This window comes from Galbibacter pacificus (assembly GCF_029603165.1).
Classification (GTDB): domain Bacteria; phylum Bacteroidota; class Bacteroidia; order Flavobacteriales; family Flavobacteriaceae; genus Galbibacter; species Galbibacter pacificus.
The window spans coordinates 178,995-203,307 of record NZ_JAQSVC010000005.1 but is presented as its reverse complement, the minus strand read 5'-3'; the positions used below and the strand labels follow the sequence as shown (position 1 = coordinate 203,307).

General features: G+C 37.6%; 24 protein-coding genes. 12 read left to right on the top strand and 12 right to left on the bottom strand.

The features are described 5' to 3' along the window. Nucleotides 1-29 precede the first annotated feature (29 nt). On the top strand, nt 30-800 hold the full coding sequence (agaR, locus tag PSF86_RS14265) for a transcriptional repressor AgaR (protein ID WP_277900767.1): 771 nt from the start codon (nt 30-32) through the stop codon (nt 798-800). A 3-nt stretch (nt 801-803) separates the two neighbouring features. Here the strand turns inward: agaR and PSF86_RS14260 are convergent, their stop codons facing one another. Continuing rightward, the gene (locus PSF86_RS14260; protein ID WP_277900766.1) at nt 804-2,612 is read right to left on the bottom strand and encodes a glycoside hydrolase family 15 protein; all 1,809 of its coding nucleotides are present in this window, start codon (nt 2,610-2,612) and stop codon (nt 804-806) included. A 206-nt stretch (nt 2,613-2,818) separates the two neighbouring features. Between PSF86_RS14260 and PSF86_RS14255 the strand changes: the two genes are divergently transcribed. From PSF86_RS14255 to PSF86_RS14245, 3 genes are all read left to right on the top strand, one after another. Further along, nucleotides 2,819-5,026, top strand: a complete 2,208-nt coding sequence (locus PSF86_RS14255) for a bifunctional alpha,alpha-trehalose-phosphate synthase (UDP-forming)/trehalose-phosphatase (protein ID WP_277900765.1) — start codon at nt 2,819-2,821, stop codon at nt 5,024-5,026. A gap of 189 nt (nt 5,027-5,215) precedes the next feature. Further along, nucleotides 5,216-6,532 (top strand): VOC family protein, encoded by a 1,317-nt coding sequence (locus tag PSF86_RS14250; RefSeq protein WP_277900764.1) that lies wholly within the window; start codon nt 5,216-5,218, stop codon nt 6,530-6,532. A 65-nt stretch (nt 6,533-6,597) separates the two neighbouring features. Continuing rightward, the gene (locus PSF86_RS14245; protein ID WP_277900763.1) at nt 6,598-7,932 is read left to right on the top strand and encodes a M28 family peptidase; all 1,335 of its coding nucleotides are present in this window, start codon (nt 6,598-6,600) and stop codon (nt 7,930-7,932) included. Between the two features lie 90 nt (nt 7,933-8,022). Here PSF86_RS14245 and cls read toward each other — a convergent pair whose 3' ends face one another. From cls to PSF86_RS14230, 3 genes are read right to left on the bottom strand one after another with little or no spacing between them, the layout of a single operon-like run. After that, entirely contained in the window at nt 8,023-9,477 is a 1,455-nt protein-coding gene (gene cls, locus PSF86_RS14240) for a cardiolipin synthase (RefSeq protein WP_277900762.1), read from the bottom strand. Further along, entirely contained in the window at nt 9,477-10,430 is a 954-nt protein-coding gene (locus tag PSF86_RS14235; protein ID WP_277900761.1) for a lytic transglycosylase domain-containing protein, read from the bottom strand. Before PSF86_RS14235 ends, cls begins: the two co-directional genes overlap by 1 nt. Before the next feature lie 31 nt (nt 10,431-10,461). Then, entirely contained in the window at nt 10,462-11,130 is a 669-nt protein-coding gene (locus PSF86_RS14230; RefSeq protein WP_277900760.1) for an alpha/beta hydrolase, read from the bottom strand. Nucleotides 11,131-11,340: 210 nt separating this feature from the next. Here PSF86_RS14230 and PSF86_RS14225 point away from each other — a divergent pair, with 210 nt between their 5' ends. Next, nucleotides 11,341-11,634, top strand: coding sequence for a GNAT family N-acetyltransferase (locus PSF86_RS14225; RefSeq protein WP_277900759.1), 294 nt, complete (start codon nt 11,341-11,343; stop codon nt 11,632-11,634). A gap of 37 nt (nt 11,635-11,671) precedes the next feature. Here the strand turns inward: PSF86_RS14225 and mtaB are convergent, their stop codons facing one another. The 5 genes from mtaB to PSF86_RS14200 all read right to left on the bottom strand — a co-directional run bounded on the left by mtaB (nt 11,672) and on the right by PSF86_RS14200 (nt 15,790). After that, the gene (mtaB, locus tag PSF86_RS14220; RefSeq protein WP_277900758.1) at nt 11,672-13,009 is read right to left on the bottom strand and encodes a tRNA (N(6)-L-threonylcarbamoyladenosine(37)-C(2))-methylthiotransferase MtaB; all 1,338 of its coding nucleotides are present in this window, start codon (nt 13,007-13,009) and stop codon (nt 11,672-11,674) included. Between the two features lie 355 nt (nt 13,010-13,364). Continuing rightward, the gene (locus tag PSF86_RS14215; RefSeq protein WP_277900757.1) at nt 13,365-13,898 is read right to left on the bottom strand and encodes an SRPBCC family protein; all 534 of its coding nucleotides are present in this window, start codon (nt 13,896-13,898) and stop codon (nt 13,365-13,367) included. Between the two features lie 58 nt (nt 13,899-13,956). Beyond that, nucleotides 13,957-14,607: a TrmH family RNA methyltransferase gene (locus PSF86_RS14210; protein WP_277900756.1), complete on the bottom strand. Its 651-nt coding sequence runs from the start codon at nt 14,605-14,607 to the stop codon at nt 13,957-13,959. A gap of 463 nt (nt 14,608-15,070) precedes the next feature. Continuing rightward, nucleotides 15,071-15,337, bottom strand: a complete 267-nt coding sequence (locus PSF86_RS14205; RefSeq protein ID WP_277900755.1) for a hypothetical protein — start codon at nt 15,335-15,337, stop codon at nt 15,071-15,073. A 33-nt stretch (nt 15,338-15,370) separates the two neighbouring features. Then, nucleotides 15,371-15,790 (bottom strand): hypothetical protein, encoded by a 420-nt coding sequence (locus PSF86_RS14200; RefSeq protein WP_277900754.1) that lies wholly within the window; start codon nt 15,788-15,790, stop codon nt 15,371-15,373. A gap of 548 nt (nt 15,791-16,338) precedes the next feature. Here PSF86_RS14200 and PSF86_RS14195 point away from each other — a divergent pair. From PSF86_RS14195 to PSF86_RS14180, 4 genes are all read left to right on the top strand, one after another. Then, a complete protein-coding gene (locus PSF86_RS14195; RefSeq protein ID WP_277900753.1) occupies nt 16,339-17,454 on the top strand; it encodes a DUF1254 domain-containing protein in 1,116 nt (371 codons plus the stop codon). A 138-nt stretch (nt 17,455-17,592) separates the two neighbouring features. After that, nucleotides 17,593-17,985, top strand: a complete 393-nt coding sequence (locus PSF86_RS14190) for a DUF1801 domain-containing protein (protein ID WP_277900752.1) — start codon at nt 17,593-17,595, stop codon at nt 17,983-17,985. An 8-nt stretch (nt 17,986-17,993) separates the two neighbouring features. Beyond that, the gene (locus PSF86_RS14185; RefSeq protein ID WP_277900751.1) at nt 17,994-18,359 is read left to right on the top strand and encodes a DUF2200 domain-containing protein; all 366 of its coding nucleotides are present in this window, start codon (nt 17,994-17,996) and stop codon (nt 18,357-18,359) included. A 113-nt stretch (nt 18,360-18,472) separates the two neighbouring features. Beyond that, on the top strand, nt 18,473-18,784 hold the full coding sequence (locus PSF86_RS14180) for a hypothetical protein (RefSeq protein WP_277900750.1): 312 nt from the start codon (nt 18,473-18,475) through the stop codon (nt 18,782-18,784). Between the two features lie 3 nt (nt 18,785-18,787). Here the strand turns inward: PSF86_RS14180 and PSF86_RS14175 are convergent, their stop codons facing one another. Beyond that, nucleotides 18,788-19,240 carry a nuclear transport factor 2 family protein gene (locus PSF86_RS14175; RefSeq protein WP_277900749.1) on the bottom strand — a complete coding sequence of 151 codons (453 nt, stop codon included), beginning with the start codon at nt 19,238-19,240 and terminating at the stop codon, nt 18,788-18,790. A 272-nt stretch (nt 19,241-19,512) separates the two neighbouring features. On the opposite strand from PSF86_RS14175, the gene panB reads away from it, so the two are divergent. Together panB and PSF86_RS14165 are read left to right on the top strand one after the other, a co-directional pair. Then, nucleotides 19,513-20,331: a 3-methyl-2-oxobutanoate hydroxymethyltransferase gene (gene panB, locus PSF86_RS14170; protein WP_277900748.1), complete on the top strand. Its 819-nt coding sequence runs from the start codon at nt 19,513-19,515 to the stop codon at nt 20,329-20,331. Between the two features lie 334 nt (nt 20,332-20,665). Further along, nucleotides 20,666-21,355: an RluA family pseudouridine synthase gene (locus PSF86_RS14165; RefSeq protein WP_277900747.1), complete on the top strand. Its 690-nt coding sequence runs from the start codon at nt 20,666-20,668 to the stop codon at nt 21,353-21,355. Nucleotides 21,356-21,380: 25 nt separating this feature from the next. Here the strand turns inward: PSF86_RS14165 and eboE are convergent, their stop codons facing one another. Further along, on the bottom strand, nt 21,381-22,571 hold the full coding sequence (gene eboE, locus PSF86_RS14160; protein ID WP_277900746.1) for a metabolite traffic protein EboE: 1,191 nt from the start codon (nt 22,569-22,571) through the stop codon (nt 21,381-21,383). Between the two features lie 242 nt (nt 22,572-22,813). On the opposite strand from eboE, the gene PSF86_RS14155 reads away from it, so the two are divergent. After that, nucleotides 22,814-23,395: a MiaE family protein gene (locus tag PSF86_RS14155; RefSeq protein WP_277900745.1), complete on the top strand. Its 582-nt coding sequence runs from the start codon at nt 22,814-22,816 to the stop codon at nt 23,393-23,395. 2 nt (nt 23,396-23,397) lie between these two features. Here the strand turns inward: PSF86_RS14155 and PSF86_RS14150 are convergent, their stop codons facing one another. Further along, complete coding sequence (locus PSF86_RS14150) at nt 23,398-24,309, bottom strand: Ppx/GppA phosphatase family protein (protein WP_277900885.1); 912 nt, start codon at nt 24,307-24,309, stop codon at nt 23,398-23,400. Nucleotides 24,310-24,313: the final 4 nt, after the last annotated feature.

The following is a 24,313-nucleotide window of genomic DNA, read 5'->3' as shown; positions in this document are numbered from 1 at the left end:
ATTTTATAAATAAAAACATATCTATTTGTATGAAAAAAACTGCGCAACGTAGGTCATTAATTCTAAAGAAATTGGACGAAACAGGCCAGGTGAACGTTAATGAATTAAGCGAACTATTGGGGGTTAGCGAAGTTACCATACGAAACGATCTGGATAAACTGGAAAAAAACAATTTACTTATAAGAGCTCACGGCGGCGCCTTTAAAACAAACAACCTGGCACTTACGGTAACCGAAAAAAAACAGATAAATCTCGACATAAAACGAAATATAGGCCGGGAAGCCGCTTCTTTGATCACCGAAGACGACAGCATTATTTTAGATTCGGGGACCACTACTTTTGAGGTTTCAAATAATTTAAGCGAGTTTAAAAGGCTTACGGTTATAAGTAATGCCTTGGATATTGTAAACAACCTGGCACAATACAAAAACCTAGAAGTTTTTATGCCCGGCGGCTATTTAAAAGAATTTTCCATGTCTTTGGTAGGTCCCATGGCCGAAAGAAACTTTAAACAACTTTATTGCAATAAACTTTTTTTAGGTGTAGACGGCATTAAACCAAATATAGGTGTTTTTACACATTATATGGAAGAAGCATACCTTAACCAGATAATGATCGATATAGCCGAAGAGGTTATCGTTGTGGCCGATTCTTCCAAGTTTAAAAGGTCCGGGTTTGCATTTATCTGCAATTTTGAAAAAATAGACAAACTCATAACAGATGATAAAATTGAAAAAGCTTCCCTCGAAATGCTCGAAAAGAACAACGTAGAAGTAATTATTGCCAAAAATCAGGGGTAATTTTTAATCCTGCCTTACATTCCCCATTATCTGCTCCTCCTCTGTTATGTAATTAGAAAGATTTATTGCCGTTTCTATTAATGCCAAATGAGAATATGCCTGCGGAAAATTCCCCAGCAACCTTTTTGTTTTAAAATCTATATCTTCGCTAAACAGCCCCAAATGGTTACTATACGATAATAATTGTTCAAACTGGGCTACCGCCTTTTTGTGTTCTCCTATTTTATTAAGGGCATTGATAAACCAAAAGGTACATATGGTAAACGACGAAGATGGCAAGCCAAAATCGTCTTTATTTTTGTACCTATATAGCAGGCCATCGTTGCTTAATTCTTTCTCGATAACTTTTACCGTGCTCACATATTTTGGATCCCGCGCATCTATAAAGCCATAAGTTTCCATTAACAGCACGGAAGCATCCATATCGTTGGAGCCATATGATTGCGTAAATGCCTGCACTTCTTCATTCCACGCATATTGATGTATATCGTCCCTGATTTCCTGTTCCAAAGCAGCCCACTTCTCTATTTTCCTTGTTTTATTAAGCATTTTTGCCACTCGCAAAGCCCTGTCTATGGCTACCCAACACAATACTTTGGAAAAAGTAAAATGCCTTTCTTCAGTCCTAAATTCCCAAATACCCTTGTCGGGTTCGCGCCAGTGCTTGTTTACTACCCAAACAATTCCTTTGGTAATGGTCCATAGGCCTTCACTGTTTTCTATTTGGGTACTGAATTTCATGAACTGTTCGTAAATAACATCCATTAAAATCCCGTAAATATCGTTTTGGCGCTGCTCGTAAGCGGCATTCCCTATACGGACGGGTTTGGAGTTTTGGTATCCGCTCAGGTGGTCCAGCGTTTCTTCAATTAGCAGTTTTTCCTTATTGATTCCGTACATAATCTGGAGTTTTTCATCCTTGTCGGGAATTAAGTCAATTATGAACTGCAAATAACGTTTCGCCATATTTTTGTGCCCAAGTTCAGAAACCACTTTTATTACCATGGAGGCATCACGGATCCAACAAAACCGGTAATCCCAATTCCTTACTTCACCTATGGTTTCGGGCAAAGAAGTAGTTGCGGCCGCCAGCACTGCCCCGGACTTGTCGTAACTAAGCATCTTCAATGTTAGAGCGCTTCTGGCTATAATGTCGTTGTATTTTTTATAAGATGGTGTCCTGTCTGCCCAGTTCAGCCAATACACCTTTGTTCTTGATAGTTCCAGAAAGGCTTTGTTGATGGTTGGCACAAATATCTTTTCGTTGTATCCTACCAAAAAGTAACCATCTTCAATTATTTCTATTTCTTCACCTGCCACGACCTTTTCCTTATCAAAATTGGTATAGAGAAAAAGCGTATCAAACTTCTCCTTATCCGTCAGGCTAACAATAAACTCGTCTTTCACATAGGTATTTGTAACTCCTACTGCATATTCCAGCCTTGGGTTATAATCTATTTTAAATTTTGGTCTTCCGCTTTTGTGTTCTACATACCTAATAACATCCGGTGGCGAATTATACCCGCCTTCTTCATCGTAATAACGGGGCATAAAATCCCAAATAAGAAAAGTATCTTTTCCATTTGAAAATGTGGTAACCAATACATTTGTATTTTTATAATATTCTTGGCTAATTGTATATGATTCGTCTACCTCAAACCCGAAATTCCCCCCAATTTCGTCATCCAATATCTTGGCGAATACAGAAGTAGAATCAAACTCGGGCAAACAGCACCAATCTATAGATCCCGTTTTAGAAATTAATGCAGCACTTCTGCAATTTCCTATGATTCCGTATTCCAGATTATCCATTAATTATATTTTTTATAACGTTTAAAACCTAATAATTCCTTAAATTAACGAAAATCTTATTTGTTAACCAAGATCAATGTAATAAATGAAAGCAATAAAATTGTCTGTTTTAGAATTCTTAAAAAACATGGCGGTTTTTTTATGTTTTTTTCTTTATTATACTTAAAAAATTGACCCTTTAGAAATAGAAAACCTTTAATTAAATTATGAGCAAAACAATTATTGTTTCCAACCGATTGCCTTTACAAGTAAAACTTAATGAAAATAAACTGGAAATTACTCCAAGCGTTGGCGGATTGGCCACCGGAATGAAATCTGTACATAAGGAAGGAGACGGTATTTGGATTGGCTGGTCCGGTCTTACCGAAGAAGAACTCGACGAATCACTCTCTAAAAAAGTGGATACTGCCGTTGCTAAAGAAAATTGTGCCGCCGTAAACCTGACCCAATGCGATATAGATAACTTTTATTACGGCTTTAGCAACCGTACCTTATGGCCGTTGTTCCACTACTTTATGGAATATACCGAATTTGAAAAGGACTTTTGGGAATCGTACAAGGCCGTTAACCAAAAATTTGCCGAAGTAGTTTTAGACAATCTGGAAGATGGAGACAATGTTTGGGTGCACGATTATCAATTATTATTGTTGCCACAGCTTATAAAAGAAAAGAAGCCGGATACCTCTATTGGCTTCTTTTTGCACATCCCCTTCCCTTCTTATGAAATATTCAGGACTTTCCCGTGGAGGGAAGAATTACTGACCGGTATGTTGGGAGCCGATCTTATTGGCTTTCATACATATGATTACGAGCGCCATTTTTTAAGTTCCATTAAGCGTATTTTAAGGCTCGACGTTAAGTTTAATGAGGTAGTTTACCACGATAGGATTGTAAAAGTAGATTCCTTCCCGATGGGAATAGACTATAAAAAGTTTCATCAGGCCTCTGTTTCTCATACTAAAATGAACGTAAAGGAACGTTCGGAATTACAAAAAAGGCTCGACGACCATATTCAATCTTCTGTAGATACCAAGCTTATACTATCAATAGATAGGTTGGATTACACCAAAGGAATTCCAAACAGGATTCGCGCATTCGAATATTTTTTAAACAAATATCCCGAGTTCAAGGAAAAGGTACGCCTCATTATGCTTTCGGTCCCTTCCCGGTCGAACGTTCCCCAATACCAATTACTAAAAAAAGAAACCGACGAACTTGTAGGCAGGATAAACGGGCAATTCGCCACGGTAAGCTGGACGCCCATTTGGTACTTTTACCGTTCGATGCCCTTTAACAACTTAATAGACCTTTACACTTCTGCCGATGTTGCCTTGATTACTCCCGTAAGGGACGGTATGAACTTAGTCGCCAAAGAATATGTGGCCACACGCACCAAAAAAGATGGCGTACTTATTTTAAGCGAAATGGCCGGGGCCTCCAAAGAAATGAACGAAGCCCTGATGATAAACCCCAATAACTTCGAACAAATTGCAGATGCCATTAAACAGGCTCTGGAAATGCCCGTAGAGGAACAAATTGCCAGAAATACCATCCTTCAAAAAAGACTGGAGCGGTACAGTGTTGAAAAATGGGCACACGAGTTTATGAAATCGCTCGACGCCACCAAAAATCTCGGGCAGGTCATTGTTTCCGAAAAACTTGACACTAAGCTTACAAACCAAATGATTGAAGACTACAAAAAATCTAAAAGCAGTTTGATTTTACTGGATTACGACGGAACACTTTCCGGCTTTCAGGACAACCCGCAAAATGCAAATCCGGATACGGAGCTCTTTCAATTATTAGATGCCTTAAATAACCAGCCCAATACCGATATGGTTATTATTAGCGGCCGCGACAAGGAAACTTTTGAAAAGTGGTTTGGTAATAAAGAATATTCCCTAATAACCGACCATGGCGTTTGGCTTAAAAAGCGTAATAAAGACTGGGAAGCATTGGAGCGCCTAAAAAACGATTGGATGGAGAACATCCGCCCCATTCTGGAAACCTTTGTAGACAGGACGCCCGGAACATTTATTGAAGAAAAAAAATACTCGCTTGCCTGGCATTATCGCAAAGCCGACCCCGAACTGGCACAAATTAGAACCATGGAGCTCAATACCGTCCTTACAAGCTTAATTTCCAATAACGACCTTACCGTGCTTAAAGGAAACAAGGTTATTGAAATTAAAAGTAGCAGTGTTAACAAAGGCCGGGCCGCTTCCAGACTTTTATCTTTAAAAAATTACGATTTTATCTTTACCATTGGAGACGATTGGACCGATGAATATATGTTTGAAGAAGTGCCCGAAAATGCTTACACTATTAAAGTCGGGTTTAAAAAGACCAAGGCAAAATACTACGTAAAAGACACAAACGAGGTTAGAAAACTACTTACAAAATTTATTGATTAACAAATAGTTGCCCTGATTAATGTAGAAATAAAGCCAAAAAAGGAGAATTCATCGATAATTTAAGGTGACTGAAAGATTTTTTACTCTTTTGGCGGTTTCTTTTTTTAATTTAGTAGTCAAAACCAAAACTAATACCAACCTGGCAGGACATTCAACTTTGTTTGTCATAGTTGGTCTATTATATCAATTATGAAAACTACCCTATCTATAATTGCTATTGCAACTTCTATGTGGCTTCAAGCACAAATTGCCACCGAAGTTTATTTATTTGATATGGATAAATCCTTTAGGTTGACAAACCCCGTTAATCTTTCCAATAATCCCGGGTTTTATGACAATCAACCTTCATTTATAGATAACAACCTGCTATTATATACTTCAACCAGAAACCATCAAACAGATATTAAAGAAGTTGACCTAAGGAAAAAAACACAACAATGGGTTACCAATACCCCCGGGAATGAATTCTCTCCGCAAGCCACCCCAAAAACCAATATATACGCTGCAATCAGGCTCGATAATGATGGAAAACAACGCCTTTATAATTACAGTAGCCTGAACGGCGGGTACGAAGAACTGATAAGCGACCAAACAATAGGGTATTACAGTTGGTACGATAAAAATACCATCGTGTCTTTTGTGCCCGAAGAGGACAATTCGAAGCTTGTTGTAAATAACTTAAAGAACCAGACCAACTTTACATTTAAAGAAAATATTGGGCGTTCCATATGTAAAATCCCCAATACAAACCTTGTTAGCTATATAGACAAAAGCAGTGATGTATGGGAGATACGGTCGTTCGACCCCATTTCTGGAACCGACGCCTTTATTGCCAATACACTTGAAGGTTCGGAAGACATGGCATGGGGCCAAGACGGGACCATCTTGATGGGAAAGGAAGAAGTTTTGTACAAATACAATCCCAAAGGTGACCAAAAGTGGATTCCCGTTTCGTCTTTGGAATACTTCAACTTAAAAGGCATCACCAGGTTGGCCATAAGCCCTAATGGAAAACAAATTGCCATTGTGGTAAATGAAGAAATTCCCGAAAGCATTCAGCAACAAAACAACGCCATAATAGACATAGGCATCGTGGTTACCAATTTAAAAAAGTCCTTGGCCTTTTATAAAGATATATTAGGGATGAAAGAAACCCGAAAATTTACCATTGATAAAGCATTTGGAAGAAAATCTGGGCTTACCAGCGGACTATCGGCAGAAGTTACCGTACTTCAGTTGGCCGAAGGCAACAACGCTACAGAGCTCAAATTAATGTCTTTTGGAAAGCATAAAAACTGGTATCCAGATTACATTCAGCAGGATATGGGCGTTCAATATATTACCATTTATGTAAAATCGGTCGCCCCTTATTTAAAACGTATTCAAGAAAACAACATAAAACTCCTTGGCGATACGCCTATTGCATTTGAAAACGGCGAATCTTTTCTTTTGATAAAAGATTACGACGGTACCTTTATTGAAATTATCGGGGCTACCGATGAATGATTTTATGCTGATATAAAAAACATATTTTTTAACTTTAGGTCTTTAATTAAATTCCAATACCCAAAATGAAGACCTTTCTGTATGCATTCTTTATATATGCCTACACAACTATGTACGCACAAACCGACACCAAAATTTACGATATTATAGATGCCGTTTCTGCCAATAGGATAGAAACCAATATTACAAAACTGGCAAACTTTGGCACCCGACACACCTTGAGCGATACCATTTCGAACACTCGTGGCATTGGTGCCGCACGCCGTTGGATTAAAAGTGAGTTTGAGGCCATTGCAAACAATTGCAACAGTTGTCTGGATGTATTTTACCAAAAGAATTTTGTAAAAAAGGGTACCAATAACCGCATTACCAAAGATGTATGGGTAGTAAACATAGTTGCCGTGCAAAAAGGCACCAAATATCCAAATAGGTACATTATTATGAGCGGCGATATTGATTCGCGCATATCTGATGCCAATAATTTTACCGATGATGCCCCCGGGGCAAACGACAATGCCAGTGGAATGGCAGGAACCATGGAAGCAGCGCGGGTACTTTCTAAATATTCTTTTGAAAATAGTATTGTTTACGTAGGGCTTTCGGGAGAAGAGCAGGGTTTATTTGGTGGTAAGGGACTTGCCGATTATGCCAAAGAAAAAGGATGGGATGTTATTGGTATTTTTAATAATGATATGATTGGCAATATTAAAGGTGTAGACGGCATTATAAGCAATACCGATTTTAGGATTTTCTCGGAGCCTACGCCTCCAACCGAAACCGAAAAACAACGAACAATGCGCAGGTTTTATGGTGGCGAAGTAGATGGTATTTCCAGGCAACTTGCTCGATATGTACATACAAATGTAAAAACCTATATGCCCGAAATGAACCCCATGATGATATACCGCTTGGACCGTTTTGGCCGTGGCGGTCACCATCGTCCTTTTAACGATGTTGGATTTGCTGGGATACGCATTATGGAAGCTCATGAAAATTATACCCAGCAACATCAAGACATCCGTACAGAAAACGGTATTGAATATGGAGATGTGCTTAAACATGTAAACTTTAATTATGCGGCTAAACTTACAGCTGTAAATGCTATTAACCTTGCCGCTATTGCCTGGGCTCCGCCTGCGCCAAAAAAAGTAGCTATTGGTGGCATCGTGGAAGCGTCGGCTAAACTTAAATGGACAAAGGTCGAGGGTGCCGAAGGATATAAAATCTATTGGAGGGATACTACTTCCCCCACATGGGATCATTCGCGGTATGTTGGAGATGTGGATTCTTTTACCTTGGATGGGGTTGTTATTGACAATTTTTTCTTTGGAATTGCCGCTGTTGGCGAAAACGGACACGAAAGTGTGGTTGTTTTTCCCAATGATATTATAAAGGATTAAAGAAAAGGAAACTGGTTTCCTTTTTAAAATTCAAGGTTTTGAACTGGCCTGATCAAAGATATCTTTTTATGCTGAAAATAAATATTCCGCCTATAAAAGTGGTGCCCACAAACGGCAAAAAGATTCTTTTAACCGTTGGAGAATACCCCTGTCCAACCATCTTTTAGCATCAACTTGATCGCAATGTTGAAGGTCTTCCATATATATTTTCAACATTTCCTTGGCGATACCATTATCGTAAATAAGGGCATTTACTTCAAAATTTATATGAAAGCTCCTGTAATCCATATTAGACGTTCCAACAGTTGTAAAAACATCGTCTACAATCATGGTTTTTGCATGAATATTTCCTTTTTCGTACAGGTATATCTTTACGCCTGCCCGTAATAATTTTTCCAAATAAGAATATGTGGCATATTTGGCGGCCCATGAATCGCAGCTTTTAGGGATTATCAAGCGTACATCCACGCCACTTCTTGAAGCTGTGGCCATGGCCAATGAAATTTCGTCATTGGGTATAAAATAAGGAGTTGTTATGTAGACATACCTTTTTGCAGAATTAATGGCCGTAAACATTGCTTCCATAATACTTGCCCATTCTGTATCGGGCCCGCTGGCGGCAATTTGAATAGGGATTTTTCCGTCTATGCTACTTTCGGGGAACCAACTGTCTTCAACTTTAATATCGTTGTCGCAAACAAAGTCCCAATCCAACGAAAAATGGAGCTGCAATAGCCCTACCGACTGACCCTCGATTCTTAAATGCGTGTCCCTCCAAAACCTCCTGCCTTCTTTGTTTACATATTCGTCTCCAACATTTATCCCGCCCACATAACCAATTTTACCGTCTATAATGACCATTTTTCGATGGTTTCTATAATTTATCTTACTAGCAAATCTTGGAAAATAAACAGGCATAAAAGGATACATCTCTACGCCCTTGCTTTTTAAAAATGAAATGTTTTTATCGGAAATAGAACTAGCTACCGAATCATAATTTATCTTTATGCAAACACCTTCATCGGCTTTATTTGAAAGAATTTCTATAAGTTCGGAACCTATTTCATCATCCCTGAAAATATAGTATTCTATATGAATTGATGAAGTTGCATTTTGAATGTCCTGAAAAAGCCTTTTAAATTTTTGCTCGCCGTTTATTAAAATTTCTACTTTATTGTTAATTGTCAACGGAGACTTCTTCTCGCTGTCTATAAGCCTAATAATCTTTGTATCGCCATTAAGCACTTCTTCCCCAATGGAATATGCTTCTTTTTTATTGAGTACCAATTGATGTGCCCAATTTTGTATGTTTTTTTGGTTTAAAATATTTTTTTTCTTGAATATTCTAAACTTCCTATAATCCTGTCCAAAGAAATAATAGACTATTAGCCCCACAAAAGGGAAAGCAAGCAATGCTATTAAATAAGAAAGTGTTTTAGTGGGGTTAATATTTTTAAGCAGTATTGTTACGGCTGCAATCAATGCCAATAGATAATTGAACCCCAATAAAAATTCCCACAAATGATTTTTTACATAATCCCACATTATTTTACAGGTGGATAATAACCCGCCTTAGGTATTTGGATAAAATATTTTTTTCTGGATGCATTGTTAAGGTTTGTTTCCCTTAACCAAGGATTGTGGATTTTTAAGGTTTTGTAGGTAATCCCGAATTTTTTGGCAAATTTTGGAAAATCTTGAACTACCGTATCTACTTCAACATCGGTAAAGGGAATTCTTGTATAGAGGTCCTCTTCATCAAAATTAAACCCGTATTCTTCTGGGTGAGACAATATTTCCTTAACGGCCAATATTCTAAATACGTACCTGCTTGTTTCTTCGCCCAGCAATACGTTGTAATATCCTTCGGTTTCCTGGCGTTCCAATTGTTTAGCCATTCCAAACTGGCCAGCATTGTACGATGCGGCCGCCATGGTCCAGGTTCCAAAACGTTCTTTTGCCTTTTTTAAGTATTCACAGGCAACTTCGGTAGATTTTTCAATATGGTAACGCTCGTCCACATTATCGTTTACTTCCAGTCCGTACTCCCTTGCGGTACCCTTTAAAAGTTGCCAAAAACCAGTAGCTCCAGCCGGAGAAACTGCCTGTGTTAACCCACTTTCTATAACTGCCAAGTATTTAAAATCGTCGGGCACGCCATGTTGCCTTAAAATGGGCTCGATTATGGGAAAATACTTATTTGCTCTTTTTATAAGCAACAAACCATTGGACTGCCAATAGGTATTAACCAATAATTCCCTGTCCAGCCGTTCTTTTACGTCCGGGTCTTCAACAGGTACACGCTCTCCCGCAAAATTAATTCCATGTGGTATTTTAAGGGCGTATACATTATAATCGTGCACCAAACTTAAACTATCCTTTTCTTTTTGTGGGGTTACAGCTTCTTGTTGGGGTGAAGTAGATTGAACAGCATTTATAAATATGGCCGAAACAGCAATTACCCCAATTAAAATCAATATGTTTTTCACGTTTTTCATCTTCATTTTTTTATAAATATACAAATTAGATCTATTTTTCATTTAAGATCAGTTTAGGTAAATTATCGTTAAACCATTTAAATTTATTGATAATCATAATATGCGTCCCGTTTTTAATTTTAATGCAGTTTTTTATATAACTGCAAGGAAAAACAGCATCTTTATCGCCTTGGATATGAATTGTATTGGGAATGGGTGCTGCCTGTTTCCAATTTACAATATTATCTATAGACCAGTTTAAATAATGTTTGTCCCTAACGGAAAGGTATTTCTCGTACAAATTTAATCTTTTTACTACAGTATCTCCAAAAGCATATTTTGCCAAAAGTTCCATGTTGTTTACCAATCCTGTTGGCAACAACCTATGTGCCTTGGTATACTTTGCAAAAATCATCCTTTTGGGGAGTTCTCTATTACATTTAACGCTCGATATTATAATTATTTTTTTTACGGGAATAATTTTGCCCATTTCTTGAACCAAAATCCCTCCAAAAGAAACCCCAATCAATACCGGGTTTTCATGGGTGATATATTGTGTCATCCTCTCGGCATAGGCTTCAATGGTCTCATTTTTTTTGGGAATTTCCCATTCCAGGTAATGTAATTTAAATTTATCCCCGGGGAGTTTTATGTTTTCAAATATTGATGGATTTGCAGCCATTCCCGGCATGCAATAAACATGTATTAAATTAGAATCCATATATATTAACGATTGAAAAATAGATGATTAGCTATTTTTTTAGTACCTTTGCATCGCTAAAGGTATATAATTCTTCATCAATATAACCAAGGACCAAAATTAAATTGTACCAAATTTTATCAATCTTTCCATTTTTTTGGAGGGATCACCTAAAAGGATTAGGTATCGTATTTGGCAGTTTTTTAAAGTGATTTTTAAAACCTCGTAATAATGAATGAAGTAGTAATTAATGACAATGAGTTTTTGCGTCAATATGAAACAAAAATTGAAGGAAAGCTCGCAAAAATCGAGTATGCTTCACAAGAAAGAAAGGTCTTTTTAACCAAACTTGTGATTCCGGAAGAGATAACAGATCCTGAGTTTAAAGATGAATTTATCAAAACCGTACTGAAGCATATTGAAGGAAAAAACCTAAGTGTAGTTCCTACTAGCCCCCAAATAGCTGGTTTTCTTAGAAAGCACAAAGAATTTAAAGATTTATTACCTGTAGGAATTAGGATTTAAAGAAAGAAGCCCCGCAAATTGCAGGGCTTTTATTTTTTTACAGCTCAACCAACTTCTTTTCTTTTACAAACTCAAAACGCACCAATCCGTCATCATCTATTTTGGTCAATTCTACTTCGTGCAGGGTGTTTATTAACGATGGATCCCACGGGGTTTTTACTTTTACATAATTTTCTGTAAATCCATGTATGTAGCCTTCTTTGTTTTCGCCTTCAAACAAAACCGTTCTATAACTTCCCAGCTGACTTTCGTAAAAAGCCCTCCGTTTCTTGGCAGAAAGGCCCCTTAACATTTTACTGCGTTTGGCACGTACTTTATTTGGAATCACTCCGTCCATTTCGGCGGCAATGGTATTATCCCTTTCTGAATATGTAAACACATGTAAATAGGAAATATCCAATTCATTTAAAAAATTATAGGTTTCCAGGAAATGTTCGTCTGTTTCTCCGGGAAAACCAACAATTACATCCACGCCTATACACGCATGTGGCATTGTTTCCTTGATTTGCCTTACCCTGTTTACGTATAATTCGCATTGGTACCGGCGGCGCATCAACTTTAATATTTCATTGCTCCCACTTTGCAACGGTATATGGAAATGAGAAACAAAAGTGCGGCTCTGTGCTACAAAATTGATGGTTTCGTTCTTTAACAAATTTGGTTCTATGGACGAAATACGCAAACGCTCAATCCCTTCCACTTTGTCCAAGGCCGTGACCAGCTGATAGAAAGTATGTTCGTGTTTTTTATTACCAAATTCCCCTTTTCCGTAATCGCCAATATTTACGCCCGTAAGTACAATCTCCTTAATTCCCTGATCTGAAATTTCCTTGGCATTTTTTAAAACGTTTTCTAAAGTATCGCTTCTCGAAATCCCCCTGGCAAGCGGTATGGTACAATAGGTGCATTTGTAATCGCATCCGTCCTGTACTTTTAAAAAAGCGCGGGTCCTGTCTCCAATAGAATAACTTCCCACATAGAAATCGGCTTCCTCGATCTCGCAACTGTGTACATGCCCGTAATCATTTTTTGAAAGGTCGTTTAAGTAATGGGTTATTTTAAATTTTTCGGTAGCTCCCAAAACCAGATCTACGCCATTAACATCGGCCAATTCTTCGGGCTTTAATTGGGCATAACACCCAATAGCGGCCACAAAGGCATCGGGGTTTACTTTTTGGGCCTGTTTTACAATGGATTTAAAACGCTTATCGGCATTTTCTGTAACCGAACATGTATTGATTACATATATATCTGCTTTCTCAGAGAACTCGACCCTATCAAACCCTTCTTCTGTAAAGTTTCGGGCTATGGTAGAGGTTTCTGAAAAATTAAGCTTGCAACCCAATGTATAAAACGCTACTTTCTTTTTTTCCATGTAGTTGACTTTTAACATGTTGACCTTTATCTATTTCTTTTAAAAAAAGCGTACAAATATACCAACTTATTTGCAGGTATTAAAAGGTTTTTGTTGGTTGTTGGTTGAGGGTTGAGAGCTGTACGCCTCTAATAACTAAAACCCAACTTTGAATCTTTGCAACTTTGAATACTGATTAGGGAAAGGGGGCTAGGGATTAGTTGATTGTTAACAGATAAATATTAATGGTTAAATCTTTGAACCTCTGAACCTTTGGAACTTTGCATCTTTGAACCTTTGAAACAAAAACCCTTCACTCATTAACTTATGGATAGTATGCGACTTCTCCTTACGTCGAAGTGACTGGAACCATCAACTATTCTGATTCAAGGATACGTTTTAGGTCTGATAGCCCCGATTCAAAATCTTTACCGACGGCCTTGTCCATGTTCATAAAAATCATAAAGATATTCATGGGGAATTTATATAGGCCCGAAAACCCCCAGACTACCGTGGTTGTTTCGGGGAGTACTTTTTCTACTTTAATATAGGCTTCAGAAGTAGATTTAAATGGTTTTATAAAGCGTAGTTCGGTCTCTATCGTTTCATTGGACAGTATACGCTTGATTTCCTGTTCGCCAGATCCCACTTCTTTGTTTCCTTCCCACCAGCTTACCGCACCTATGCTCCCATCTATGCCCTTTAGGCCTTTCTTTATGTTCGGGTCTTTTTGAAACCACGGCGACCATTCGTCTTGGTTTTTAAGGAACTTTAAATAATTAAATACCTCTGGAAGAGGCCTGTTTATTTGTATGCTCCTGCTTACATGGTAATTTTTGGGCGCAATAACCCCCAAAAAAACAACCAATAGGATAACACCCCCCAATATGTACATAATAGTTGCCAACATAACCCGCTCGATAAGAACTATAAATTTACTAAAAATAACATAACCAAACACCTATTGTTTAGCCATTGTTGTACCTTTTCAAAACGTCTTCAATGCTCCTTATGGATTTTTTGGACCAATCTATTCTTTTTTCCAACATTTCCCCATCGGTAAGCTGCCATTCTATATTGGATTTCCTGAGCCTGGCACATAAATGTTGCAGGATTATTGCCACGGAAACCGATATGTTTAAGCTCTCGGCAAAACCGTGCATGGGTATTTTTAAATATCCATCGGCCTGCTGCATTATGGCAGGGGTCAATCCGCTTTTTTCGGTACCAAAAAACAAGGCGCTTTTTTTATCGATAGCAAAGTCTTCCAGCATACAGGCATTGTTATGCGGCGTAGTAGCTATAATCTGGTAGCCTTGTGCCTTTATGGCCTCTATACAGTCTTGGGTATTGGCATAACGGTATACGTCTACCCATTTTTGCGAACCCATGGCTATGTTCTTGTCCAAACGCTTGCCATACTGTTCTTCTATAACATGTGCCTGCTGTATGCCAAAGGCATCGCAACTTCTTATTACGGCACTTGTGTTATGCAGTTGGTACACGTCTTCTATGGCCACGGTAAAGTGTTTGGTGCGCCCTAAAAGTATTTCTTGTATACGTTCCTTACGGGCACTGGTAATAAACCCTTCTAAATATTCCAATAATGCTTTGGACATATATATAATGTTTTGGAATGTAAATTTATAAATATTCTAGTTGAGAGTTGAGAGTTGAGGGTTGAGGGTTTTTGGTTTCAAGTTTCAGATCTTTAATAAACAATTAACTATTAGCTAATAACAGTCATCAATCAACTAACCCCTTTTCACTTTTCACTAATCACTATTTCAAGGTTCAAAGATGCAAAGGTTTATAAGTGCTACAATTAATCTTTAACAAGTAGTAGTTGGCAAAATGTAGATGGTAGTTCTGGGTTTTAGGACGGCAGTTCTGGGTCTTGGGATGACAGTTCTGGGTTTTGGGATGGCAGTTCTGGGTCTTGGGACGGCAGTTTAAAAAAGGCATAAAAAAACACCATTTTATATTGCTGTTGTTGCTATTAAAATAGCTTATTGAACAAATAAAATGGTGTTCGGACTAATTAATAATGTAACTGTGTACTAATATTTAGTATAGTAACAATTATTTTGAGGTAAACCTAATGCCCGAAATGGTATTATACTTGGCAGAAGAGCCTCCATATACGCTTTTAACATAAGCCTTTACCTTTTTTGCAAGGTCGAACAGCCCGGTGCTGTCCATGTACAAAACCTCATTGCAGTTTATCATGGACTGGTAGAGCGCCGCCTCGGTTTTGTTAACCTCGTGGTTGCTGCTAACCAGTTGCGAGTAATACTCGTTTAGGCTTGCCAATTTTAGGTCTTCTGTATTGGGCTTGTAATTGGGCACCAGGGAAAAAATTTGTACAAAGCCCGAAAAGTTTTACGCCAATTGGGTAAACGATTGCCGGGAGGTAGAATATGCCCTAACGGACTGTCTCTCCATGGCCGATATCTTCCGCTTGGTCTGGGGGCTTCCCTGGATAACGTTGCGCAACGACTTAATTTGTTCCATGTCGCCTTCGTTAAGGTTTAAAATAGCTGCCATATTATAAAGGCGCGTGGCCAAGGGCTTGAGCCTCTTGTACTCCTGCTGCCGTTTATGGATGGCAATACTGTTTTCCTTTCGCTTCCGTTCTACATCCATCACCACATAATGTGCCGACTTGTACATTTCTTCCAGGCTCTCTAGGGAAATTTCTTTCATGGAAGGGTTGTAAAGCGAAAATGGCTTTACTGTTTGAATTAATTTTTTAAAATTTTCTACATTACGGGCGTGTCCCGTTTCTACTTTTGACTTCATAAATCATTACATTTTAAATTTCTATGTGCAAAAAGTAATTAAGAAGCGTGGGATAAACTAATTTTTTTGTAGAAAAAATGTTAAATACATCAAAATTAATGTAGTCCAATACACCAATATTGGTGTATTGGTGGTGGTTTTTTTCTATTTTGATGATAATTTTCATTTATTTTTCATCAAAAGGAAAAACTGTTTGTTTTTTTAATATGAAAATTTAAAGTGTAATATTCCTTACTACTGGCATTTCACACCCGTTTAAATCCTGGCATTCTATTTTGCTATAGAATATGTAGTTATTTTTCCTCTTTTTAAGGTTTGGCCAAAAAAAGTTACATAAACAGGACTTAAATGAAGAAACTTATAAATTAAAACAATTAATCAACCAACGGCATAGGCAAATATGCTCTCACATGCTAAGTTTTTGTGTGATAATTACTTAAACTTCATGTAAATTCATTATTTTTATTGAAAAGTCGTACAAATAATGCTTAAATTATAACATTAATAACGACCATTAAAAACCAACCATCAAAAAAATAGCATCAATCATGAAAACAAAATTTTCACCGTTATCTCTTTTTGGTATCACTACTTTAACAATCATGACCTTTTACCTAGATGCACAATGCCAAACAACACATAATACAGTAAAAAACGTGGAAACTCATTTAAAAAGTGGTCAACATACACCAGCCGATTTTAATACCGCAGATTATGTTTACAAAGTTTCCGAAGGAGATTTTAATTTTTTAAGAAGCCTAGAAAAAGTAACTGTTAACCAATGGTCTCATAAACCAGATGTAAGCTATGTAAAAACGCAACAGGTAATACGTGAAAATCAAGATGTTATTTACTCAAGTGCTGTTGTAGATGTTAGCAAGGGCGCCACTATTTCGGTTCCAAAAGGAGACACATATCATGTTATCCAGATTCTAGACATGCAAAATTATACTGTAAAGACATTATATCCGGGTAAAAGCTTTACCGTTACACCAGATAACCTTACCTATGGCACCCATGTATATTTGAATATGAGAACCCGTAAAAAAACAAACGACAAAGCGGGGCTGGAAGAAGTTCATGAAAGACAAAGACAGGCCATAATAGATGCCAAATCGGCCAATCCATACCAAACTCCTGAAATTGTGGTTCCCTTAAAACAAACTGAAGAAATAAGGTTGGCTCTATTGGAAGACCTCAAAAAAGGTCTTTTAAAAAATACATCAAACATTATGGGGACTCCATTTAATACTGATCCGCAAGGACATTTGTATGCAACGGCATATGGATGGGGAGGCTTACCACTTGAAGATGCTGGATATTTAGATCTGGTTAACAAATCTAAAATGGAAAATGGAAAACCTGTGCCCTCCAGCATTACTTTTATGCCCCCAAAAATAGATTTAAAAAGAGGCGGGTTCTGGTCAATTACCACCTATACAACAGACGGTTGGCTGGGTAAAGATGAGGCTGCAATTTCCAACACAACAGCCACGCCCAATACAGATGGTACTTATACCATATATTTTAATTCGCCAGATAAAAAGAATAACGTAAACACCCCTGCCCCTTTTACTGCACTTCTAAGAGCTTATGTGCCTGAAAGCAAAGAATCTATAGAGAGCTATTTAAAAGAAAACAATGGTAAACTAATTATAGAATAATATGCATGAAATTGCTTTTTGGCAACAATCCCCCTTTGTGTTATATAATTTCTCTCCGACTCCGGGCAAAACGGTTTTAATTAGCCCATTATATGTTTTATATTTAATAACTTTATATGGTATACCAAAATATTGATCATGGATACTGCCATTAATGCTTATAATGCCAAACAAACTCCTACCAATAAAGAGATTTGCAACGTGCTTGCCTCGGTTATCAACGGGGAATTAACGGGAACAGAAAGCAAAATCTGGCACGGGCACCCGGTTTGGTTCTTAAATGGAAACCCCATTGTTGGTTATAGCATACAAAAAGCCGGGTGCCGACTTATGTTTTGGAGCGGTGCCGATTTTGACGAGGAAAAACTAAACGTAAAAGGTGCTAAATTTAAAGATGCTTCTATTTTTTATACTTCCGAAGGGCAAATAGACAGGGAAGATTTAAAAAGGTGGTTAAAAAAATCAGGAACCATTCAATGGGACTATAAAAATATTGTAAAAAGAAAAGGACAACTGGAAAGGTTAAAGTAAAACAATAGATGAAAACCACAGAAGAACACGACAAACGTATGGCAAACATGACCTTTGCATCGGTATACCCCCACTATATTACAAAGGTTGAAAAAAAAGGCAGGACAAAAGCCGAGCTGCACGAGGTTATTGAGTGGCTTACCGGCTTTAACGAAAAGAGACTACAGGAACTTATTGAAGCAAAAGCTACCTTTAAAACATTTTTTAAAGAGTCCAGTCTAAACCCCAATGCCAAGCTTATAACCGGGGTAATATGCGGCTACCGCGTGGAAGCCATTGAAACCCCGTTAACACAACAGGTACGGTACCTGGACAAATTGGTGGACGAACTGGCAAAAGGCAAAAAAATGGAAAAAATTTTAAGGAGTACATAAGCACTTTCTTATAAAAAAAGTAATCTTTATCAAAAATATCCAAGGAGTTACCTAGCAAATCTAGAGAAAATAGTTATATTTATGTTCCAAATTCATACTTAAATACTACTATTATGTTAGGATTATTACTCATTTTCTTTATTGGGAGATATTTTTATCAACTCGCAGACGATTACAACAAAAACAAATGGGGCTTTGCCATTTTGGGCATTGTTATCTATTATGCAGGCACGTTTGTGGCCGGGATATTTATAGGCCTGTTCTACCCTACCGCCCTTGAGACTATGGACTCCTTGGCATTAAACCTAATAGCACTGCCCGTTGGCATTATTTTTTGCGGTGTGCTATATTATATCCTGGAAAGGAACTGGGAAAAGAAAAGCAAAATAGACCCAACCAGTATAGACCAGATTGGCAAGGAATAATATTTACTGGCAACCTTCTTTTCTTCGGGTATCTATTATGTATATAATTTTCCATGCATTGTTTTCTTTGAACAATTGAAAGGAGTTTGCCCCGCAATGGCTGTATATATCGCCAAACCAAAACTGGTACGGTGTCCATACGCTCGCCAGGTTGCCATCTACTTGGATATGGTAACTTAGCAGTTTTTCTTCAAACTTTTTCTCCTTGGGTATGGCCACTATATTTTTTAAAAACTTACTAAAATCCTCTGTTTTTACCATACTTTTTCCTGCCTTGTCGGCCGTTATGGTCTGCATGATAACATGGTTGCTTACCGTTTTTTTTATTTCGACGGAATCTTGTGCATGAAAGGCGCTAAAAAACCGGTCGATGGTAAATTTTACAGCTACCTCATCAGAAGATTGGGAAAAGCCCAAAGAAGATATCAATAAAAATAGTGCGGCAACATATTTCATCTGCTTAAAATTTTAATAGTTTGGTGTTAATCAATTAGTTATACTGCTATGGATTAAAGATACTTATTTCTTATAAAACATTTATATTCACTTACAAATTTATTACGTAAACACGTACTATATAATATAGGACAAGCCATTTGGATGCAAAAATATATAAGAGCGGTAAAAAACACTGAAGCTTGAACAGAAAATAGGCAACTCCAATTTCTTATAAGAGAAATGGGTAATGTCTATTGAAAACAGTAATTTTATCATTTAAAATAATAGAGATGTCAGTAGCTAAAAAAGAATATAAAAGAATTACCGTTAAGTCGTTGGTGGACATGAAGAAACATGGTGAAAAGATTTCCATGCTCACCGCATACGATTATTCCATGGCAAAAATTGTAGACGGTGCCGATGTAGATGTTATCTTGGTGGGTGATTCGGCTAGTAATGTTATGGCCGGGCACGAAACCACGCTCCCCATTACCTTAGACCAGATGATATACCATGCATCTTCGGTAATACGGGCCATTAACAGGGCCCTTGTGGTGGTGGACCTTCCGTTTGGGAGTTATCAATCGGACCCAAAAGAAGCATTGCGGTCGGCCATCAGGATCATGAAGGAAAGTGGTGCACATGCCGTGAAGCTTGAAGGCGGAAAAGAGATAAAAGAATCTATTAAACGCATTCTCAACGCCGGGATTCCAGTTATGGGACATTTGGGGCTTACGCCACAATCTATATATAAATTTGGTACCTATACGGTAAGGGCCAAAGAAGAAGAAGAGGCCAATAAATTAAAAGAAGATGCCCAGTTTCTTGAAAAAGCAGGCTGTTTTGCCATTGTGCTCGAGAAAATTCCCGCAAAGCTTGCCGAAGAAGTTGCCCAGTCGGTCTCTATCCCAATTATAGGCATAGGTGCAGGAAATGGTGTTGACGGACAGGTTTTGGTGCTTCATGACCTTTTGGGGATGACCCATGAATTCCACCCGCGTTTTTTAAGACGGTATATGAATTTGTATGACGATATGACCAACGCCATCTCTCAATATGTAAACGATGTAAAGTCTAAAGATTTCCCCAGCGATGAGGAGCAATATTGAGTTATGGATTCTTAGAGTTTGGGGGTTTAAATAATTATATTTTATTATGCAACGTTATAAAGAATTGGAAATATGGAGATGTAGTCGGTTTTTTTTGTAGTTCGATTTATAAAATAACATTCAATTTTCCCGAAACGGAAAGATACGGTTTAACCAATCAGCTTGAAGAGCTGCCGTTTCACTTCCTTCAAATATTGCTGAAAAAGAATTTAATAATCCTTCAGCAGAGATACAGGAGATTATAAAAATGATATCCAAATTTAAATCGACCATAAAAACATCTTAAAAAAATAAGAACAATATAAAATCTAATGAGTCTAAGAAAGTCTAAAAAATGAGCCTCCATTCAAATAAAAACAACCTTCAGGTTTTATATGAAGACAACCATATTATTGTGGTCAACAAACGCGCGGGCGACATTGTACAAGGCGACAAAACGGGCGACAAGCCCCTTTCTGAAATAATAAAGAATTACCTGAAAGATAAATACAACAAACCGGGAAATGTATATTTGGGGGTCGTGCACCGACTGGACAGGCCAACAACCGGCATTGTACTTTTTGCCAAAACTTCTAAGGCATTGCCAAGGCTTAACAAGCTTTTTAAGGATAAGGATGCCAAAAAAACCTATTGGGCCATTGTAAAAAACAAGCCCCAAAAAGATGCCGATACCTTAATTCACTGGATGAAAAGAAACCCAAAACAAAATAAGTCGTACGCACATACCAATGAGGTCCCCGATAGCAAAAAGGCGGTTTTAAATTACCGCATGCTAAAATCGCTTACCAATTACCACGTGCTGGAAATTGACCTGGAAACGGGAAGGCACCACCAAATACGCTCGCAACTTTCGGCTATTGGCAGCCCCATTAAAGGCGATTTAAAATATGGTTTCGACAGGAGTAATAAAGACGGGAGCATACATTTGCATGCACGCAAGCTGGAATTTATGCATCCGGTAAAGAAAGAAAGGATACAAATTACCGCCCCGCTACCAAAAGATCCGCTCTGGGATGCCTGTTAGCACAACTTAAATAACCAATCGTTACCTAAGCATCCAACACGGTACCTTCTAAACGAGCTTTTAGCCAATGGAGTTCTTTAATGATAGACGTGGCGAGATCGGTTTTTATATCAAGGGGCAATAGCTCCCAAGTATAGGTTTCTACCTCGATATGTTCGCATACATTGTTTTCCTTTATATAATTTATCACCTCTACTAATTGTGCTTGCGTAGACTGTAAAAATTTATGTTTCCCCATGTAAATGGGCACATTAAACTGGGTCCTTAATTCTTGTATGTTTTGGTGTTTTTTAATAACGTCCCAGAGGTCTGGATAGGTAATTACGGTATCCCCTATTTTTTCGGACGCCTGGTGCAAGAACCGTTCTTGATTGAATGTTGAAAAATAATCCAGTATGGAAGCCTTATTGCTATCGTTCAACAAAAACTTTAAAACAGAGCTCATTTGTATTTTCCCTACTTTAATACCGGTTTGCTTAAAACGTCTAAAACTTACTTCGGGAGACTCGTATGCCATGCAAAAATGACCTACATTATAACAAATGTTGATGTATTTTAATATCATGCTTTCAATCTCATCGCTCGTTTTGTTTGTCCTTCTTTTAAATATTTCCTGCCCGGTCGGTAAAAGGTATTCCCTAAAGTAATGAATTACCTGATTGCTGTTTTCTAATAAACTATTGGGCTCGGGCTCGATATCCAAATGAATATACTTGCCTGTATTGCATTCAACTTGATAGAGTTCCCAAACAATTTCAATTAAATTATACGCGGCCTTTTTAAAACAATTTTCGGTAATTTTTTCTGAGTGGTACCAATAACGGTACCCCAATGGAGAAGTGGTTATACTGCCCGATATGCCTTTTGGCAATAATTCCTGTAACTGGAAAATTAAATCTTTTGTGTAAGAAAGCCTGTCAAACGAAGCCCAGTCCGGGGCATAAACAAAATCTTTAACCGTACTTGTGTGCATATTGCCATATACAAACCCGTTAATACAAAAAACATATAAATTATTGTGGTGAAGCCAGTCTTTAAATATATCCAGATTGTTGTTTTTGTATAGTTGCTGGCATGCCTTATTGGAAAGCCGAAGACTTATTCCAAATGGATTATCGCCAACTGTACTTTGTTTTATATACGGAATGTAAGCATTGAGTACCTGAAAGACTTCGTCCCAGGTTTCCCCCGAATGTACATTTGTACAATAAGACATATGATAAGTGCTCTTAACAAACATTGAAACCTAAATTAAAAAAGATTTTATTCTAGTTACATAGCTTCAATGTAGTGCAAAAATCGGGTAATTTAAATTAAGAAAAATCCTTTTTACAAGTACATAACATCCACCAAATACAAGTATAAACGATAAAACTGAAAGATGGGCGCCTCTTTGGCCGAACGAACATAAATTATAAAGGTGCTATATTTGCAGCTAAATCAATATTGAAATTTATTATGTTAGGCTTAAAACTTCCTACAGACCCTCGATGGGTAAACATTGTTGAAAAGAACATTGAAGAAATTTTAACCGACCATGCCTTTTGTGAGCAAAAAGCAGCGAGTACCGCTATTTCTTTTATTGTTTTGTTTCCCGAACACACCGAACTTGTACAGGAAATGACCGCCTTGGTAAAAGAGGAAATCAGTCATTTTAAAATGGTACACGATAAAATTATCGAGCGGGGCTGGACTTTGGGAAGAGACCGAAAAGATGAATATGTAAACAGGTTGATGACCTTTTTCCCAAAGGGCGGTAGCCGTACCACTTTTTTGGTACATAAATTATTATATGCAGCCTTGATTGAAGCCAGGAGCTGCGAACGTTTTAGGTTGCTATCTGAAGAAATTGCCGACAAAGAACTGGCTACTTTTTACAGAAACTTAATGGTTAGCGAGGCCAACCACTATACCATGTTTTTGTCTTTTGCTAGAAAATATGGAGAAACCGAAATGGTAAACAAAAAATGGAATGCCTTACTGGAGTTTGAAGCAGAAATTATGAAAGACCTTGGCAAAAAGGAAACCATTCATGGTTGAGTTTATACATAAGAAGCCTTTTCTTCTTTTTCTATATGATATAAAAGCTTGATTATCCCATCTGAAAGTCCAATTTTTGGGACATGTATTTTTTTGGCACCGCTCCATTTTGATGCATTTAGGTAGATTCTCGAAGCCGGGATGATAACATCTGCCCTATCGGGGTTGAGGCCAAGCTCGGAAATCCTATCTTCGTAGGTCATTTCCTGTAAAAATTGGTATTGTGCATTTAAATAGATATAAGAGAGGGGCTCGCCGGGTTTTCTTCCCGACATTTTAAACAATTTATTGATGTTTCCTCCAGAACCAATAATTTCTATGCTCTTGTATTTTTTTGAATTGCTTTTTATCCACTTTTCTATATCTTTCCATGTCTCGGGAGAAATCATTTCGTTTAACAGGCGTACCGTACCTATTTTATAGGATCTTGAATTTACTATTTTTCCATTGCTGAAGATTGTAAATTCTGTGCTTCCCCCACCCACATCTATATACAAATAAGTCTTATCTCTTTCTATTAACGTGTGAAGATCTGTAGATGCAATAATGGCCGCCTCCTTTTTACCATCGATAATTTCTATTTCTATACCCGACTTATTTTTAATTGTTTCTACCAGTTCGTTTCCGTTGTTTGCTTCCCGCATTGCCGAAGTGGCACAGGCCATATATTTTTCCACGCCATGAACCTTCATTAAAAATTTAAAGGCTTTCATGGTATCTATCATCCTTTCAGAATTTTGCTTGGAAATCTCGCCCACCGTAAAAGAATCCTGTCCAAGACGTACCGGAACCCTTACCAACGAGCTTTTTTTAAACTGGGTTTCCTTGTCTTTGTATTCAATTACATTGTTTATAAGTAACCGTACCGCATTGGACCCAATATCGATAGCCGCAAATTTTCTTATCTTCAAAATTTTC